13 protein-coding genes and 1 riboswitch are annotated in these 15,409 nt (G+C 47.7%); of the genes, 7 read left to right on the top strand and 6 right to left on the bottom strand.

Going from position 1 to position 15,409, the window contains the following annotated elements:
• Positions 1–17: 17 nt before the first annotated feature.
• Genes FTX54_RS03310 through FTX54_RS03300 form a run of 3 tightly spaced genes read right to left on the bottom strand, consistent with a single transcriptional unit; the run spans position 18 to position 4,150 of the window.
• Positions 18–1,859: a bifunctional homocysteine S-methyltransferase/methylenetetrahydrofolate reductase gene (locus FTX54_RS03310; protein WP_147805058.1), complete on the bottom strand. Its 1,842-nt coding sequence runs from the start codon at positions 1,857–1,859 to the stop codon at positions 18–20.
• Positions 1,859–3,022: a cystathionine beta-lyase gene (gene metC, locus FTX54_RS03305; RefSeq protein ID WP_147805059.1), complete on the bottom strand. Its 1,164-nt coding sequence runs from the start codon at positions 3,020–3,022 to the stop codon at positions 1,859–1,861. The genes FTX54_RS03310 and metC overlap by 1 nt, the downstream gene beginning before the upstream one ends.
• 3 nt (positions 3,023–3,025) lie before the next feature.
• The gene (locus tag FTX54_RS03300) at positions 3,026–4,150 is read right to left on the bottom strand and encodes a methionine biosynthesis PLP-dependent protein (RefSeq protein WP_147805060.1); all 1,125 of its coding nucleotides are present in this window, start codon (positions 4,148–4,150) and stop codon (positions 3,026–3,028) included.
• Positions 4,151–4,293: 143 nt separating this feature from the next.
• Positions 4,294–4,396, bottom strand: a riboswitch (SAM riboswitch).
• Between the two features lie 1,474 nt (positions 4,397–5,870).
• On the opposite strand from FTX54_RS03300, the gene FTX54_RS03295 reads away from it, so the two are divergent.
• The 3 genes from FTX54_RS03295 to thiW all read left to right on the top strand — a co-directional run bounded on the left by FTX54_RS03295 (position 5,871) and on the right by thiW (position 8,057).
• Entirely contained in the window at positions 5,871–6,701 is an 831-nt protein-coding gene (locus tag FTX54_RS03295; RefSeq protein WP_147805061.1) for a DUF4397 domain-containing protein, read from the top strand.
• A complete protein-coding gene (locus tag FTX54_RS03290) occupies positions 6,658–7,389 on the top strand; it encodes a class F sortase (RefSeq protein ID WP_187254667.1) in 732 nt (243 codons plus the stop codon). Before FTX54_RS03295 ends, FTX54_RS03290 begins: the two co-directional genes overlap by 44 nt.
• A 176-nt stretch (positions 7,390–7,565) precedes the next feature.
• The gene (gene thiW, locus FTX54_RS03285; RefSeq protein ID WP_147805063.1) at positions 7,566–8,057 is read left to right on the top strand and encodes an energy coupling factor transporter S component ThiW; all 492 of its coding nucleotides are present in this window, start codon (positions 7,566–7,568) and stop codon (positions 8,055–8,057) included.
• A gap of 40 nt (positions 8,058–8,097) precedes the next feature.
• Here the strand turns inward: thiW and FTX54_RS03280 are convergent, their stop codons facing one another.
• The 3 genes from FTX54_RS03280 to FTX54_RS03270 all read right to left on the bottom strand — a co-directional run bounded on the left by FTX54_RS03280 (position 8,098) and on the right by FTX54_RS03270 (position 10,096).
• Complete coding sequence (locus FTX54_RS03280) at positions 8,098–8,427, bottom strand: four-helix bundle copper-binding protein (protein WP_147805064.1); 330 nt, start codon at positions 8,425–8,427, stop codon at positions 8,098–8,100.
• Positions 8,428–8,612: 185 nt separating this feature from the next.
• On the bottom strand, positions 8,613–9,467 hold the full coding sequence (locus tag FTX54_RS03275; RefSeq protein ID WP_147805065.1) for a 1,4-dihydroxy-6-naphthoate synthase: 855 nt from the start codon (positions 9,465–9,467) through the stop codon (positions 8,613–8,615).
• A complete protein-coding gene (locus FTX54_RS03270) occupies positions 9,467–10,096 on the bottom strand; it encodes a futalosine hydrolase (RefSeq protein WP_147805066.1) in 630 nt (209 codons plus the stop codon). The genes FTX54_RS03275 and FTX54_RS03270 overlap by 1 nt, the downstream gene beginning before the upstream one ends.
• Before the next feature lie 276 nt (positions 10,097–10,372).
• On the opposite strand from FTX54_RS03270, the gene pgsB reads away from it, so the two are divergent.
• From pgsB to FTX54_RS03250, 4 genes are all read left to right on the top strand, one after another.
• Positions 10,373–11,629: a poly-gamma-glutamate synthase PgsB gene (pgsB, locus tag FTX54_RS03265; protein ID WP_187254671.1), complete on the top strand. Its 1,257-nt coding sequence runs from the start codon at positions 10,373–10,375 to the stop codon at positions 11,627–11,629.
• Positions 11,630–11,753: 124 nt separating this feature from the next.
• Positions 11,754–12,203, top strand: a complete 450-nt coding sequence (gene pgsC / locus FTX54_RS03260) for a poly-gamma-glutamate biosynthesis protein PgsC (RefSeq protein WP_147805068.1) — start codon at positions 11,754–11,756, stop codon at positions 12,201–12,203.
• Positions 12,204–12,222: 19 nt separating this feature from the next.
• Positions 12,223–13,572 carry a CapA family protein gene (locus tag FTX54_RS03255; RefSeq protein WP_147805069.1) on the top strand — a complete coding sequence of 450 codons (1,350 nt, stop codon included), beginning with the start codon at positions 12,223–12,225 and terminating at the stop codon, positions 13,570–13,572.
• Positions 13,569–15,380: a gamma-glutamyltransferase family protein gene (locus FTX54_RS03250; RefSeq protein WP_147805070.1), complete on the top strand. Its 1,812-nt coding sequence runs from the start codon at positions 13,569–13,571 to the stop codon at positions 15,378–15,380. The genes FTX54_RS03255 and FTX54_RS03250 overlap by 4 nt, the downstream gene beginning before the upstream one ends.
• Positions 15,381–15,409 lie beyond the last annotated feature (29 nt).

The raw sequence follows: 15,409 nt of genomic DNA, 5'->3' as shown, positions 1-15,409 counted from the left end.
CTTCCTTCCTGCATTCACTACCCGCGGCTTCCTGCAGTTCTCTTTTCCTGGGCGCGGATATGCCGGGTCAGCGTTTCGGTAATATTGTAGCGTAAGAACGGAGTAATCAGATAAATCGTCGAGAAGTGCTTCATCGCAGTATCGATCAGCTCTGTCGCGAGGCGGATTCCTTCTTTTTCACTGGCTTCCCGATCCCCGGAAAGACTTCTCATCTGTTCTCTCACTTCATCGGTTAATTTAATACCCGGCACTTCGTGATGAAGGAATTCGGCGTTTCGACTGCTCACAAGAGGCATGATGCCGATATAAACCGGAACCGGGAGATGCTTGACTGCTTCGGCTATTTCTTCAATCCGCTCTGAACTGTATACAGGCTGGCTCATAAAGTAATCCGCTCCGGCTTCGACTTTCTTCTCCAGACGCTGCACTTCCCGGTCAAGTCTGCGCGCGTTCGCATTAAAAGCAGCACCTACAGTAAAGGAAGTTTTGGCCCCGAGATCCTTACCGGAAAAAGACTGGCCCTGATTCAGCTGTTTGATCAGGCGGATCAAGTCCATGGAGGACATATCGTAAACGGAAGTAGCTCCCGGGAAGTCTCCTACTTTTGCAGGATCCCCTGTAATCGCTAAAATGTCGCGGATACCAAGTTCATGCATGCCAAGCAGATGAGACTGAAGACCGATGATGTTTCGGTCTCTGCAGGCTACGTGGAGCAGCGGTCTCGCTCCGGCATCTTTAATTTTCGTGCCGAGGGCGAGATTATCAATTCTTGCGGATGCCAGAGAGTTATCCGCAAGTGTAACGGCATTCACGCCTGAGTCTGTCAGCGCTCTGGCTCCTTCCATAAAGGAAGGAACTCCGGAAAGCGCTTTTGGCGGATCCAGCTCAACGATAACGGATTTTTCCCCTTCGTTCAGGTCTGTCAGCTTCGGCAGCTGAGGTTCCGCTTCCACAAAGGGATGCCGTGCTTTCGTACGCACCTGCTTCTGCTTGACCGGTGTAAGGTTGTCACGCTCAATGGCAGCCCGAATTTCTCTAATGTGATCCGGCGTTGTCCCGCAGCAGCCGCCAATAAGAACAGCTCCTTCTTCCACTAATGCTTTTGTCATATCTCCAAAATAGGTCGGGTTGGACTGATAGGAAAACCGCCCGTCCCGGACGTTGGGAAGACTTGCATTCGGGTAGACGCTGATTCCGGCTTTCTCCAGCAGCGAAACTTCTTCCAGCGACTGCAGCATGTGATAAGGACCCATACGGCAGTTTACGCCGGCAACATCCGCTCCAATTTCTTCCAATTGTTCCAGTGCTTCCTGCAGATGCATTCCGGTATGAAGCACCCCGATATCCCCAAGCGTGGCCTGGGCGATGATCGGTTTTTCTGTTTTGCTGCGCAGATAGTGAAGAATTTCCTTCAGCTCTTCAAAATCATAAAATGTTTCCAGCAAAAATCCGTCCACGTCTGCAGCAAGCAGGACGTCTGTCTGCTCTTTCAAGCTTTCCAGACGTTCTTCCAACGGCATTTTTTCCTGGTGCATCGTCGCCACCCCGCCGATCGTCGCTGCGACAAACGCTTTTCCCGCCGCAGCTTCGCGCGCAATATCCACGGCTTTTTCGTTAATTTCTTTTACACAGTCGCCGAGCTGGTAACGGGCGAGCTTGCTGCTGTTTGCAGCATAGGTATTTGTCTGGATAATGTCTGCTCCAGCGTTAATGTACAGCTCATGGATATGTTTAATCTGTTCCGGGTCTGACAGGTTCAATTCTTCGAAACAGCCCTGGACCCCTTTCTGATAGAGGTAGGTACCCATGGCACCGTCGCCGACGATGATACCGTTTTTCAGATGCTCTTTTAAATCCATTACTTTTCCTCCTTCACGCCGATCTGCTTGAAGGCGGAAGCAAAATCTTTCATAATATCTTCCGTTTTTTCAAGACCGACAGAAAGACGGAGAATTCCATCTGTAATGCCCCGGGCATCTCGTTCCTCATCGGACATCGCCGCATGGGACATGGTCGGTGGATAAGAGAGGATCGACTCTACTGCTCCAAGGCTTACGGCAAAGACCGGTATTTCCACAGCCTGAACAAAGGTTCTGACCGCTTCTTTATCATGAAGCCGGAATGACAGCACCGCCCCTGCACCTTCTGACTGCTCCTGGTTGATCTTATAACCCGGGTGTTCAGGAAGCCCCGGATAGTACACGTGTTCCACTTCCGGCTGTTCCAGGAGCCATTCAGCAAGTTTTGCTGCCGAAAGAGAAGAAGCTTCCATGCGAGTATGAAGAGTCTTCAGTCCTCTCATAATAAGCCAGCAGTCCTGCGGTCCAAGAATCGCTCCGAAACTGTTCTGCAGAAATTTCATCTCTCCTGCGAGAGTTTCATCATTCACAACGGCAAGTCCGGCAACAACGTCACTGTGACCGCCGATAAATTTCGTCGCGCTGTGAACGACGATATCCACTCCGAGGTCAATCGGACGCTGGAGAACGGGTGTCATAAAGGTGTTATCAAGCGCTGTAAGACAGCCGTGTTTTTTGGCGATGTCTACAATTTGTTTAATTGGAGTGATTTTCATTGTTGGATTCGACGGTGTTTCCATAAAGATCATTTTCGTATTCGGCTGCACGGCTTCTTCTACAGCCTGAGGATCCGTCATATCGACAAACGTGTGTTCAATGCCCTGGCGGTGCAGAACTTTTGTCGTAAGCCGGAACGTGCCTCCATAAACATCATCCGTGATCACGAGATGATCACCGGAGGAAAGCATCATAAACGTCGTTGAAATCGCCGCCATCCCCGAGGCAAAGGCAAACCCGTGGGAGCCGTTTTCCAGATCGGCGATAATTTCTTCCAGTGCCTCGCGCGTCGGATTGCCGGAGCGGGCGTAATCATATCTGCCAAACTGTTCAATATCCGGCTGGTCAAAGGTCGAAGCGTGCTGGACAGGGACACTGACTGCCCCTGTATTCGGGTCTATTTTATGTTTGGAGTGAAGCAAAGAGGTTTGTTTGGAAAATGTCATAAATTAAGCCTTCCTTTCTGCCAGCGCATGTTCAAACGCTTCATCTAAATCTTTAATCAGATCATCTGCGGATTCAATGCCTACAGAAAAACGGAGCAGTCTGTTACAGACTCCGAGCTGCATTCTTACTTCTTCCGGTACGTCCGCATGCGTCTGAGTAGCCGGGTAAGTCATTAAGCTCTCTACTCCGCCAAGGCTTTCTGCAAATGAAATAATACGCAGACCCTGTAAAATTGGATTAACAAGATGCTCGTCTTCTACTCTAAAAGAGAGCATGCCTCCTCGTCCGGGGTAGATTACTTCTGTACAGAGAGGCTGATTTTCAAGGTAATCAGCTACTTTTCTGGCATTCTCTTCGTGCTTGTCCATACGGAGCTGCAGTGTTTTCATCCCTCTTATGACGAGCCATGAATCAAGCGGAGATAAAACAGCGCCTATACTATTGTGAAAGTAGAAAAGATCTTCGCCGATTTTTTCATCTTTTGCGACGACGAGTCCGGCAATAACATCATTGTGACCCGATAAATACTTGGATGCACTGTGAATGATGATATCTGCGCCTTCATCGAAAGGACGCTGGATGACCGGGGTGTAGAACGTATTGTCCACGATTAAAAGCAGATCGTGCTTTTTAGCAAGAGCGGCAAAAGCCGTGATATCAGCTTCCTGCATAAGCGGATTGGTCGGTGTTTCAATAAACAGCGCTTTAGTGGAATCGTTAATTTTTGCTTCAAAGGTTTCTATATCAAGCGGCTCTGCATAGTGGAACGTCAGCCCCCAGTGCGTCCAGCCGTTTTCAAAAAGACGGTAAGTGCCGCCGTATAAATCGCTTGTAGCGATAATTTCGTCTCCCTGCCTGAAAAGGGAGAGAACCGTCTGGATTGCAGCCATCCCTGAGGCACAGGCGAGTCCGCGGGCTCCGCCTTCAAGATCGGCGATCGTCTCTTCCAGAATAGCGCGTGTCGGGTTCCCGGTTCTTGAATAATCATATCCTGTCGATTGGCCGATCCCTTCATGCCGATAGGCTGTTGAAAAATAAACGGGAGCGTTAACGGATCCGGTAACATGATCCCTCCTGTTTCCTGCCTGCACGAGTTGTGTTTCTAATGTACGTTTTTCTTCTGCCATAAATAGATCCCTTTCCCTTCCATTATAAAGGGACGATGTGTGCAGCAGCTGATTTGTGGAAAACCAGGCGCATGAACATGTCCACATATTAAAAAAACTCCCCCCTTATCCAAAAGATAAAGAAGAAGATTCGCTGATCTATCTTCTTATCTTACAGGGGGCTCTCCCTGCAGGAATTAGCACCTTGCCGTTAGGCTGGTTGCTGAAACGTCATCGGGCCTGTCCCTCAGTCTCTCTTGATAAGAATAAAACGTCTGAATATTTGATTATTGCACGTTATTATATTCTAACGAAAATAACCTGTCTTTGCAACGTTTTGAAGTAAGAGTGTTAATTATTTTGTTTCCTGGAAAGATTTCTATCTTATAAGGAAGGAGAGCCAAACATTGCGAACGTAAGAGTAGGCTGCTGAAAAAGTAATAGTTAACGAAAAGTCCGGTCATCCGCGCCCTACAGGGAAGCTGCATCCGACTGCCGATGGGCGCATGGACGGACGCAGCTAAATTCTTCCTCCCACAGGTCGTAAGAAATGGCTCTTCGTATCGTCCTTTATATTGCTGGAGTCGCCATTCCCGGCTTATTCAGTCGTTTTTTTGTAAATAAAAGACCAGCCAACAGCTCTTTTGATAGCAATCTGAGAAGGGCTTCTTACCGAAGGATCCCTTTTTAGAATCCCGAATAATCTATTCTTTTAAAAAAAGGCTGCCTTGAAAATAAAACATCTATTATATTTGTAACACCATTTTTAGTTTACGCTTCTTTAAACAGCCGCTTTCGTTTCCATGGGGACGCTTTCCGGGCGGGCCGGCTTCAGCTAATTCCGTCCTCCCTTTGGTCGGACGGAATGGATCTTCAGCTCGTCCTTCATCGCCCCGGAGTCGCCCCATGTACCCTACAGCTTACGGTAAAAAGATACAGAAGTATCTGCCATCTAATTAAAGGAAATCCCTTCTTGAAAACCATTCATACCATCTTTATAGATGGGAAATTCCATTCCTGTAAAAGGGCATTTTCATCCTTCATAGTGCAAGGTTTTTGCATGAGTGTCTCTGTTAAAGCTCCGTGTTGTTTTTGGAGTACCTGCGGCTCCTCCGCCTGCCGCGGAGAAAGCCTTCAGCTCTCCCTCTGACGTCCGGGAGGATCTTCCCGCTTTCTTTTTCCGCAGGCGTCTCTGCCCTGGCACTGGTTTTTACCTTGGTATCTTCTTGATTCAACCAGCAGGCTTTCTGTATCGGAGAATAAAAACGAAGCGGAAACATGCCCGTGGAAGAAGGAGGTTTCCCGCAGGGTGCAGCCCACCCGGAGATCTCCTCCACGGCAGAGCTGAAACGAAGTTTTCTTATATATATCAACAAGAGACTTTAACAGAGACACTTAGGCAGGAACGCTGCACGACGATGAATGAAAATGACTTTCTAAAGGAACTTTCCATTAATTAAAGGATTGTACAAGGCCAGTGTACACTTGGAGTGAAAACTGCTTTTAACAGCTTTATCCTGTTCTTTCCAGTCGCACTACTATTTACTTAATTTTCAAAAGTACTTTAGCCCTTTTTCCTTTAAATGACAAGGTGCTCCACTATTATTTTCAAAAGTAGTGAGAATTTTTAAAAATTTTATGTTTATTCTTTTTGCAATGGAGGTATAGATACTATACAATGGTTGTACACTTCTAGTACATACTTGTACAAGCAGTGTACATTCATAAAATTTAAAAGGAGATGATTTTGTTGAAGAGTTTGAAGGTTATGATCTATGCCCTCATCACGTTACTGGTTTTCGGTTTAGTAGGCACCCCGGCTTTTGCTGACGGCCATGAAGAAGACGAAAATGCTATGGTAAGAGTGCTCCACGCTTCTCCTGACGCACCCGAAGTTGACGTATACGTAAACGGGGATGCTGCTGTTGAAGGCGCTGCTTTCAAGGATATTACTGATTACCTTGAACTGCCTGCCGGTGACCATGAAGTAGCTATCTTCCCTGCTGGAGAAGACGGCGAAGGTGATCCTGTTATTGAAGAAACGCTTACAGTAGAAGGCGGCGCGTATTATACAGTAGCTGCCACGGATACTCTTGAGAACCTTACTCTTCAACCTTTTGCTGACGACAACTCCGTAGCTGAAGGAATGACAAAGGTTCGTGTTGGACATATGTCTCCTGGAGCTCCTGCAGTTGATGTTGGTCTTGTAGACGGCGATTCCTTATTTGAAGGCGCTGAATTCTTTGCAGTAACTGACTACCTCGAGCTTGACCCGGACACTTATGACCTTGAAATCCGGGCTGCTGGTACAGAAGATGCTGTGCTTGACCTTTCTGGTACAGAGCTTGCAGCGGATACTGCTTACTCTGTCTATGCTGTAGGTGCCGATGCGGATGAGCTTGAAGTTGTCGTTGTAGCAGATGACGCCCACTCCACTCCGGACGAAATGCCAGCAACTGGTATGGGCGGAGCTTCCCAGTCAAGCAATTTACTGCCTCTGACATTGATCCTGCTTGCAGGTGGACTTGGTGCAGCTATTCTCTTTCGTAAAAAGTTTGCAGTTCAAGCATAAACTGATTCTTATCTTCTCTACGGTCCTCTTCACTGCCTGTAGCGCTGAAGAGGGACGCTTAGACACGGAAGATAATGAACAGCAGATGGAAAGTGCTCAGGCAGAAGAAACGGAAGATGTCGAACCAATTCAAATGGCACAGGAAGACCCCGATAGTTCAGAGCAGGATAACGAACCAGGGAACTCTTCCTCCGATGAACCAGCTTCTGCCGATCCGATTGAACCCGTATACGGCAGTACGTCAAGAGGGATGGAACCTGCCCGCCTTGTCATACCTGCTATCGGAGTTGATGCCCCGATTGACAACATGGGTCTTGAGCCTGACGGAGCCATGGCAGTTCCTGATAATGGTGATGATATCGGGTGGTTTGAACCCGGAACAAAACCGGGAGCCCAAGGTAATTCCGTATTGGCCGGTCACGTCGATGACCGTGAAGGACCCGCTGTTTTTTATGACCTTAAAGAGCTTGAAAGCGGAGACGAAATAAAGGTAATGGACGAATCGGGAGAAGAGCTTGTCTTTGTGGTGACTCATAAAGAAACCTACCCCTATGATGACGCACCAATTGATACAGTATTTGGTTCTTCTTCTTCCAGGAACCTGAACCTTATTACGTGTACCGGGGAGTTTGACCGGAATGCCGGAACGCACCGTGAAAGACTTGTTGTTTTTACAGAAATGTTATAAAAAAAAGATGTCCCCTTATAATTTTGAAACCTCCTGAGATATCTTCAGGAGGTTTTTTTATCTTCGCTGGAAAATATGTTAAGTTTTAGTCAGAATGAACATCGTAGAAACTGGAATGCGCCGATGAAGACAGCCTTTTAAAAAGTAAACAAAAAATTTTCAAAAGGGGGGATGACATGAATCAAACAAAAAAATTAACTATTATGGCGATGTTTACTGCCATCGGTATTGTGGGAGCGGCATTCGTGTGGTTTCCTGCCGGTATTGCCCGCGCCTATCCGGTGCAGCATGCCGTAAACGTCCTTGCCGCAGTACTTCTTGGACCCGGTCCTGCAGTAATGATCGCCTTTGTAATCGGGCTGCTGCGAAACATGTTGGGTCTTGGTACTATTCTGGCTTTCCCGGGTGGTATGATCGGAGCTCTGCTGGCAGGGTTATTCTACCGTTGGAAAAAGAAAAACGGGATGGCCGCCCTCGGAGAAATCATCGGAACAGCTCTTATCGGGTCTATTATAGCTGTTCCGATCGTACAGTTCTTTCTCGGGGAAGCTGCTGCAGTGCTTGCTTTTTTACCGGGATTCTTTATCAGCAGCGCTGCCGGAGCGGCCCTGGCACTGCTGATTTTAAGCCGGTGGAAACCCAACTGGAGCAGAGAAAAACCGCAGTAAAAAGGGCAGCCTCAAAGCTGCCCTTTCTTCACTGTATGGATTAAGCAGTAAACGAGGCGCACACTTCTGCGCACTTGTCGCACATTTGTGCACAGTGCTGGCAATGGTCGTGGCTGTGTCCGCGGCACTCATCTGCACAGGCTTTACATATCGTTGCACAAACATTCAGGAGCTCTTCTAAAAAGGGCGTATCCCTTGAAACAGCCTGTTCAACAAAACCACAAAAGTCCGCACACTCCCGGTCCAGACGGATACATGCTGACATCATTTTAACATCTTCTTCTTCGAGACAGGCATCATAGCAGTGATTACATGCTTCCATACAGTCGTGCAGAGCTTTCGTCAGTTCATCTTTCTGCATTTCATTCATCCTGATTCCTCCTCTAATTATGATTATATGGAAGTAATTCCTGATTTCCCTGGAAATTAAACATTTCACGATTAAATATAGCAACGATTCTGAAATTGGTCCCTGAATGAGGCTTTGAATCCGTAGCGCTGGAGTATCATTGTCAGTTATAAAAAAGTTCGACAGGAATTCCCTGCCGAACTTTTTTATAACTGCCGGTCTTTGCTTTCTTTACTCCACACCTTTTCCCAGTTCACTTCCGGTACGAGTCCTTCTTCCGCTGCGCGGGAAAGCAGTGATTCGACTGCATGTCTTCCTTTCCCACCAAGTGCCATAGAATATTCATTCACGTAAAGCTCAATGTGCGATTCCGCTACTTCCGGAGCCATCTCCTGCGCGTGGGACATGACGTAGTCCGTTGTTTTTTCAGGATTTTCCCAAGCCTGCATTAAAGAAGTCCGTATCGATGCAGCAAGCTTTTCCCCGTCCACTTCGTTTTTAGCAACAATCGCGCCGAGCGGAATTGGGGCGCCTGTATCTTCCTCCCACCAGTCCCCAAGGTCTACGAGCTTATTTAATCCGTATTTTTCATAAGTAAACCGCGCTTCGTGAATGACGAGTCCGGCTTCTACCCTGCCGTCTTTTACAGCTGGCATAATTTCATCAAAAGGCATGACCTGAATGGCCGTCTTCTCACCCGGAAGCTGCTGAGCCTGCCAGAGCCGGAAAAGCATATAAGCCGTGGATCGTTCACTCGGTACTGCCACTGTTTTCCCTTGAAGGTCTGCAGCTGTCTGGTTTTCTTTTGTCAGCAGAAGCGGACCACATCCGCGTCCGAGAGCACCGCCGCACTGAATAAGCTGGTAATTTTCAGCAACGTAGGGAAAAGCGGCAAAAGAAATTTTCATGACTTCCGGCCCCTTTTCCTCTGCTGCCCACCCGTTTGTTTGGTCGATATCAGCGTACGTCACCTCTGTTTCTTCTGCTCCAGGAACGTTTCCATGGACGAGCCCGTGAAAGATAAAAGTATCATTCGGGCAGGGGGAAAATGCAATTTTCATTAAAAAGCCTCCTTTAAAGTACGAATCGAATCGGTTAGTGCTTCCAGTGCTTTATCGAGTTCCCAGCCACCCCGGTCCCGAGGTCCTGCAAGGTTGGAAATCGTGCGCATCTCCAGAAATGGAACCCCGTGAAAAGCCGCGGCGGCCGCGGCCCCCGCTCCCTCCATTGCTTCCGCCAGGGCATGCGGGTAGCGTTTTTTAAGTTCTTCCAAAGTTAATTCTGTACCTGTCACGGTGGACAATGTAAGGATCTGCCCTTTATGGACATTACCCCTTGTATAATGGGATATGACTTTCCCGGCTTCAGGCGAGAACCACCTGTCTGTCCCAAAACCGAGATCTTTCACACTTAAAAAGCCCTCAGGTGATTCCGCGCCCAGATCTGCAAGAATACTTTCTTCACCGATAACTGTCTCTCCTACAGCTGCTCTTCCCGGAATTGCGCCGGCTATCCCCGCGTTGACAAGCAGATCCGGCTTACAGGAAGCAAGCATTGCTGAGGCCCTGACCGCCGACTCCACGGGGCCAAAGCCACACAAGGCGGTTTTTGCGGGAGGGAAATCTCCCAGCCCTTTCAAAACTGCTTCACGTTCCTTTTCTACCGCCGTCATGATAAGTATTGAAGCCATAACCGGTCTCCTTTTTTAACTTTATTTGATACTTTTTTATTTTCCTCTGCATTATTTCAGTTTCAGTGTATCAGTATAGGTGTATAATTGGAATAATGATCGTTCTGTGAAAGTTCGCTTCCTCTTACTTTTACGCGATGGATCTGTTATAATATCTAATGGTGCAAAAAGATTAAAATTGAAAATAATGGGGTAATCATATAGAAAATACAGTATTGCACACAAAAAAATAAGCTGAACGAGAAAAACAGGAGGTAACTGAATATGCACGAATTTATTTACTTGAGTCTGCTCGCCATCCCTGCCCTTTACATTGGCATCCGGGAGAAACGAAAGCTGGATCGCAATATCGACAGGGTTGACACTCGTATCCTTGTAAATGGAATCCGGGGTAAATCCACGGTTACCCGTCTTTTAATGGGAATTTCCAAAGAAGCCGGACAGCGAACGGCCGGAAAAACGACCGGCACTTCCCCCCGCCTGTTTTATTGGGATAAGGACGAGGAAGAACCGATCATGCGGAGCCTTCAGGGTGCTAACATTTCCGAACAGAAAATTGTTACGGAGCAGGTGGCACGCCGAAGTGTCGATACGTTTGTCGCTGAATGTATGGCAGTAAACCCTGAATATCAAAAGGTATTCGAAGAAAGTTTCGTGAAGCCGCACATTACGGTTATTACGAATATCGTCGAAGACCACCTCGATGTAATGGGTCCTTCCCTCGATCAAATTGCAGAGGCTTTTGGACGAACGATTCCAAAAGACGGCTATGTCGTCATGCCGGACACAAAATACTCCAGATATTTCCGCAGACTGGCTGCCAACCGGAATACAGAAGTAGTCTTTTTCTCCACGGAAGGTATTGAAGAGGAATATTTACAGCAGTTCCCTTACATGATGTTTGCAGAAAATGCTGCTATTGGTATCGCTGTTGCAGATATTCTCGGAATTGACCGTGAAACAGCTATGCGCGGCATGCTTAATGCCCCTGTAGATCCGGGTGCTATGCGGATCCATACCTTCGGCGAAGCAAAAGATCCGAGCTTTTTCTTTAACGGATTTGCAGCAAATGATGCAACTTCCACAATGAACATCTGGAACAAAATACTCGATTCAAACTATGATTCGAAGCACAAGGCAATTATCATGAACTGCCGTGATGACCGGGTCGACCGTTCCATCCAGTTTGCTGAAGAAGTTCTTCCGAACATGGAAATGGATACCCTTATTCTTGTCGGTAAAAGTGTTTCTCCAATTGTCAAAGCTTATGAAGAAGGAAAACTGCCTGCTTCCAAGCTGATTAACCTGGAAAAAGAAAGTACAAGTGAAATTATTAAAACGATTCAGGGACTGCCTGAGCAGACTCTGCTTTATGGAATTGGCAATATCCACGGCGGAGGCCAGGAAATTGCTGATGAAATCGAAAAGCTCGATAAGAAACGTCAGCGTGATATGCCTGAAAAGATCAAAGCCCGGGATTTCGTGCCGAAAAAATCGGCCAGCCGGGAAAGGCTGCTCGCACAGCAGCATTAAGGGAGTTCGAGCGAGACTGTTCCTTTAACGTGGAACAGTCTCCTCTCCATGTTCAGGGTTCTTTTTCTTGAATATGTAAGATATGACATGAATTAAAAACATTTTATGAAGGAGCTGGCTGAGCTTGTTTGGTACTGACTTATACATCGCGATTGTTATTGGAGTTTTATTGTCTCTGCTGTATGCAGAAAAAACAGGAATTGTACCCGCGGGTCTTGTCGTCCCGGGATACCTTGCCCTCGTATTTGACCAGATCATGTACTTAGTTGTCGTCGCTGCTATCAGCATTTTGACATACTTAATTGTGACACAGGTATTGGGCCGGTTGACTGTTCTTTATGGCCGCCGTAAATTCGGAGCCATGCTGGCTGTCGGTATATTACTTAAGATGGCAACGGACTTTTCCTATCCACTGGTAGGGTTTGAGATATTCGAGCTGAGAGGAATCGGGGTTATTGTCCCCGGCTTAATTGCCAACTCGATTCAGAAACAGGGGATTCTGCCGACGTTCTCATCCACCTTTATCATTGCTTTCGCAACGTTCGTGATTATTACTGTTTATCATTTATTTTAGGAGCAGGTGAACATTTATTATGGAGCGAAAATATACGTTTCAAGAACGCATGAAGCTCATGCAGATCAAGCATAAAAAAACAGCTCTCCGCGATTCCCTCATCGTTTTCGCTGTCATTGCCATTCCATTTTTCGGATACAGCATGTTTATTCCTGGTGAAGTGCCGGAAGAAACACGCGAAGATAACGTCGACTACCGGATGACGATGGTCGGGGATATGATGATGGGGCGTCACGTCCTCGACGCTGCTAATCAGAGCGGAGAGAATATCGACCGCGTTTTCAATTATGTCCGGCCCTTTCTGGACGACTCGGACTATGTAACAGGAAATTTTGAGAATCCCGTCATTGACGATGAGGATCCGGAAATAGAAGCACAGATTGAAGATGCAGAGCTGCACAATAAAAATATTCATTTTTACGCCCAGCCCGATTCCCTTGCTGCTGTCGAAGCGGCAGGATTTGACTCCATTTCTGTGGCGAACAACCACGCGCTGGACTATGGCGACCTGTCACTTCAGCAGACGCTTGAACACGGTGCTCAAACAAACCTTGAACTTCTTGGTATCGGAGATGCTCTTGGCATTGATCCTTATCCGGACAGGCAGGAGTATTTATCAGAAGAAGAAGCTTCTGAAGAATTCAGCGAGCCCGAGCCGGTCGAAAACTCTGATGGTTCAGAACGGGAAGCGCTGGATGCTTCCCGGGTGGAAACTTTTGAAAACGAAGCAGGTGTCCGATTTGGGATTATCGGTTTTACCGATGTTTTTGTCCGTGGCTTCAGTGCTTCTGATTACGTAGGCGGCGTCTTTACGAGCGATGTCCACCTTCCGGAACTCAGACAGCGTCTGCTTGATGCAAAAGCTCCTCTGGAAGACGGCGGACTCGGGGTTGACGTCCTCATGGTTCACACTCACTGGGGCGCTGAGTACCAGGTGGGATTTAATGAGCGTCAGGAAGAGCTCGCACGCTACATGACCAATTATGGCGCCGATATGATTATCGGCCACCACTCCCACGTACTCGAGCCGATATCCATTGTCGAAGGAAGAGACGGCCACCGCTCCCTCGTCATGAACAGCCTCGGAAACTTTGTTTTCGACCAGGGATGGTCCCGTACGAAAGAATCGGCTATGGCCCAGCTTGATTTTCTGGAAGACGGTTCGAAAGAAGTCTCTTTTGTTCCTCTCTCCATCAGTGAATCCATGCCGCGCGAAACAGCTGGTGTTTTAAAATCTTACCAGGATTTCCGCATTTTCCGGACGCTTCGAAAAGAAATAGATTCTGATTACTGGGATGTCGAAAATGGACGTCTCAAAATTGATCTTGATGCTGCGGGAATTATGGAAGGAGTAGATACGACGTCATGAATTACAAACCGTACTTAAAATGGACCCATATTTCCGCGGCGGTCATCTTCGTCGGCCTGCTGGCATGGAACTTATACTTTGCAGATGAGTTTGATCCGTTCCGCGAACCTTATTCCGGAGCGGACTTCCAGGATCGCCAGGTTGATTCTGTTGAAGTCGATCCTTCCAACACCGAAGAAAGTGAAGACGGCACCCAGGAAGCATCCGTTAATGTTTATGGAGTAAGTGCTATACATCCACTCGCTGCCGATGTAGGCATGCAGATTATGGAAGAAGGCGGAAACGCAGTAGATGCTGCAGTCGCCGTTTCCTTTATGCTGAATGTAGTCGAGCCTTACGGATCCGGAATCGGCGGAGGCGGTGTTATGCTGCTTCACGACCCGGAAGACGGTATTATGAGCTATGACTACCGTGAATCGGCTCCGGAAAGCGGTATGTGGCCTGCCAACGGGGCTGCCGTTCCGGGACTTGTTAAAGGCATGGAAACAATTTATAACGACTATGGAACCCTTGCCTGGGAAGACTTAATGACCGATGCAATCGAAACGGCAGAAGAGGGCTTTCAGGTCGGGGAAGTTTTCAACCGGACTACAGGAAGTGCAGTCCGCCGGCTCGATCTGAGTCCGGAAAACCAGGAACGTTTCTATCCGGAAGGTCAAACGCTTGAAATTAACGAAACACTCGTTCAGCCCGACCTTGCTAATACTCTTCGCATTATTCAGGAAGAAGGCGCGTCCGGATTTTACGAAGGTGAAATCGCCGCTTCCATTGCTGAAGAAACAGATTTTACTGAAGAAGATTTTATGTCATACAATGCCGATGTACGTGATCCTGTCAGTGCCGAAATTGGCGATCAGATCGTCCACGGCGGCCCTTCCCCATCTTCTGGTGCAGTAGCAGTACAGGCCCTGCAAATGGCCGACCGGCTTGAGCAGGGCGGCTATCTGCAGGAGCTGATTGGCGGAGAAGGCACGCTTGAAGAACTGGTAAATGATCCAGACCACCAGGACACTTACATGCACCTTATTAACGAAATGACAAGCTCTGCTTATTCTTACCGACTGGATACGCTGGCAGACCCAGCTTTCCACGACATTGATCATGAACGTCTGACGCAGGACGAAGCAATAGACGTTATGTTTGAAAGAATTTCTTCTGCGGAAATTACAGATGCCGACGAAGAGTTGTTTGACAGCCCGGCTGAAGAAACCGATTCCCGGAATACGACACACTTCGTCATTGTCGATCAGGAAGGCCGCATGGTTTCCGCTACGCACTCTCTTGGTGAATTCTACGGCTCCGGCGTCCACGTCGATGGTATCTTCCTGAATAACCAGATGAACAACTTTTCTGGTGATGACGCATCAGCTTTAAACGGCTATGCTCCTGGAAAACGACCTCGTACGTTCGTGTCACCGATGATCTTTGAAGAACAGGGTAAACCGGTTCTTGGAGTAGGTTCTCCAGGCGGACGCCGCATCCCGGCTATGGTTTATCAGACAGTGATGCGCTATCAATACGGACTCAATGACAATGGGGAGCCTTTGACACTTCAGGAAGCGATTCGACATCCTCGTTTTTATAATGAAAATGATGTAACTTACGTAGAAGACAGTGATTTCCCTGAAGAAACAGCACAGTCGCTCCGCGATATGGGCTACTCAGTTGTAGGAAATGATTCGGAACTTTTCTACGGCGGTATTCAGGGCCTTGGTATTACTCTTGACGAAAACGGCAACACGACAGGCATGTACGGTGGCGGTGATCCGCGCCGTAACGGTGCCTGGCAGATTGAAACTGAGGAATAAATCAAGAAAAGCTGCCGGGATGATTCGTC

It is taken from the genome of Alkalicoccus halolimnae (assembly GCF_008014775.2).
Classification (GTDB): Bacteria; Bacillota; Bacilli; order Bacillales; family Salisediminibacteriaceae; genus Alkalicoccus; species Alkalicoccus halolimnae.
Note: the sequence above shows the minus strand (reverse complement) of the source record. Positions and strands in the feature narration are given on the sequence as shown.

Bases quoted from the DNA above. Each gene is read 5' to 3' on its own strand.
- FTX54_RS03310 (WP_147805058.1), bottom strand. From the start codon at position 1,859: ATGGATTTAAAAGAGCATCTGAAAAACGGTATCATCGTCGGCGACGGT.
- metC (WP_147805059.1), bottom strand. From the start codon at position 3,022: ATGACATTTTCCAAACAAACCTCTTTGCTTCACTCCAAACATAAAATA.
- FTX54_RS03300 (WP_147805060.1), bottom strand. From the start codon at position 4,150: ATGGCAGAAGAAAAACGTACATTAGAAACACAACTCGTGCAGGCAGGA.
- FTX54_RS03295 (WP_147805061.1), top strand. From the start codon at position 5,871: ATGATTTTGTTGAAGAGTTTGAAGGTTATGATCTATGCCCTCATCACG.
- thiW (WP_147805063.1), top strand. From the start codon at position 7,566: ATGAATCAAACAAAAAAATTAACTATTATGGCGATGTTTACTGCCATC.
- FTX54_RS03280 (WP_147805064.1), bottom strand. From the start codon at position 8,427: ATGAATGAAATGCAGAAAGATGAACTGACGAAAGCTCTGCACGACTGT.
- FTX54_RS03275 (WP_147805065.1), bottom strand. From the start codon at position 9,467: ATGAAAATTGCATTTTCCCCCTGCCCGAATGATACTTTTATCTTTCAC.
- FTX54_RS03270 (WP_147805066.1), bottom strand. From the start codon at position 10,096: ATGGCTTCAATACTTATCATGACGGCGGTAGAAAAGGAACGTGAAGCA.
- FTX54_RS03255 (WP_147805069.1), top strand. From the start codon at position 12,223: ATGGAGCGAAAATATACGTTTCAAGAACGCATGAAGCTCATGCAGATC.
- FTX54_RS03250 (WP_147805070.1), top strand. From the start codon at position 13,569: ATGAATTACAAACCGTACTTAAAATGGACCCATATTTCCGCGGCGGTC.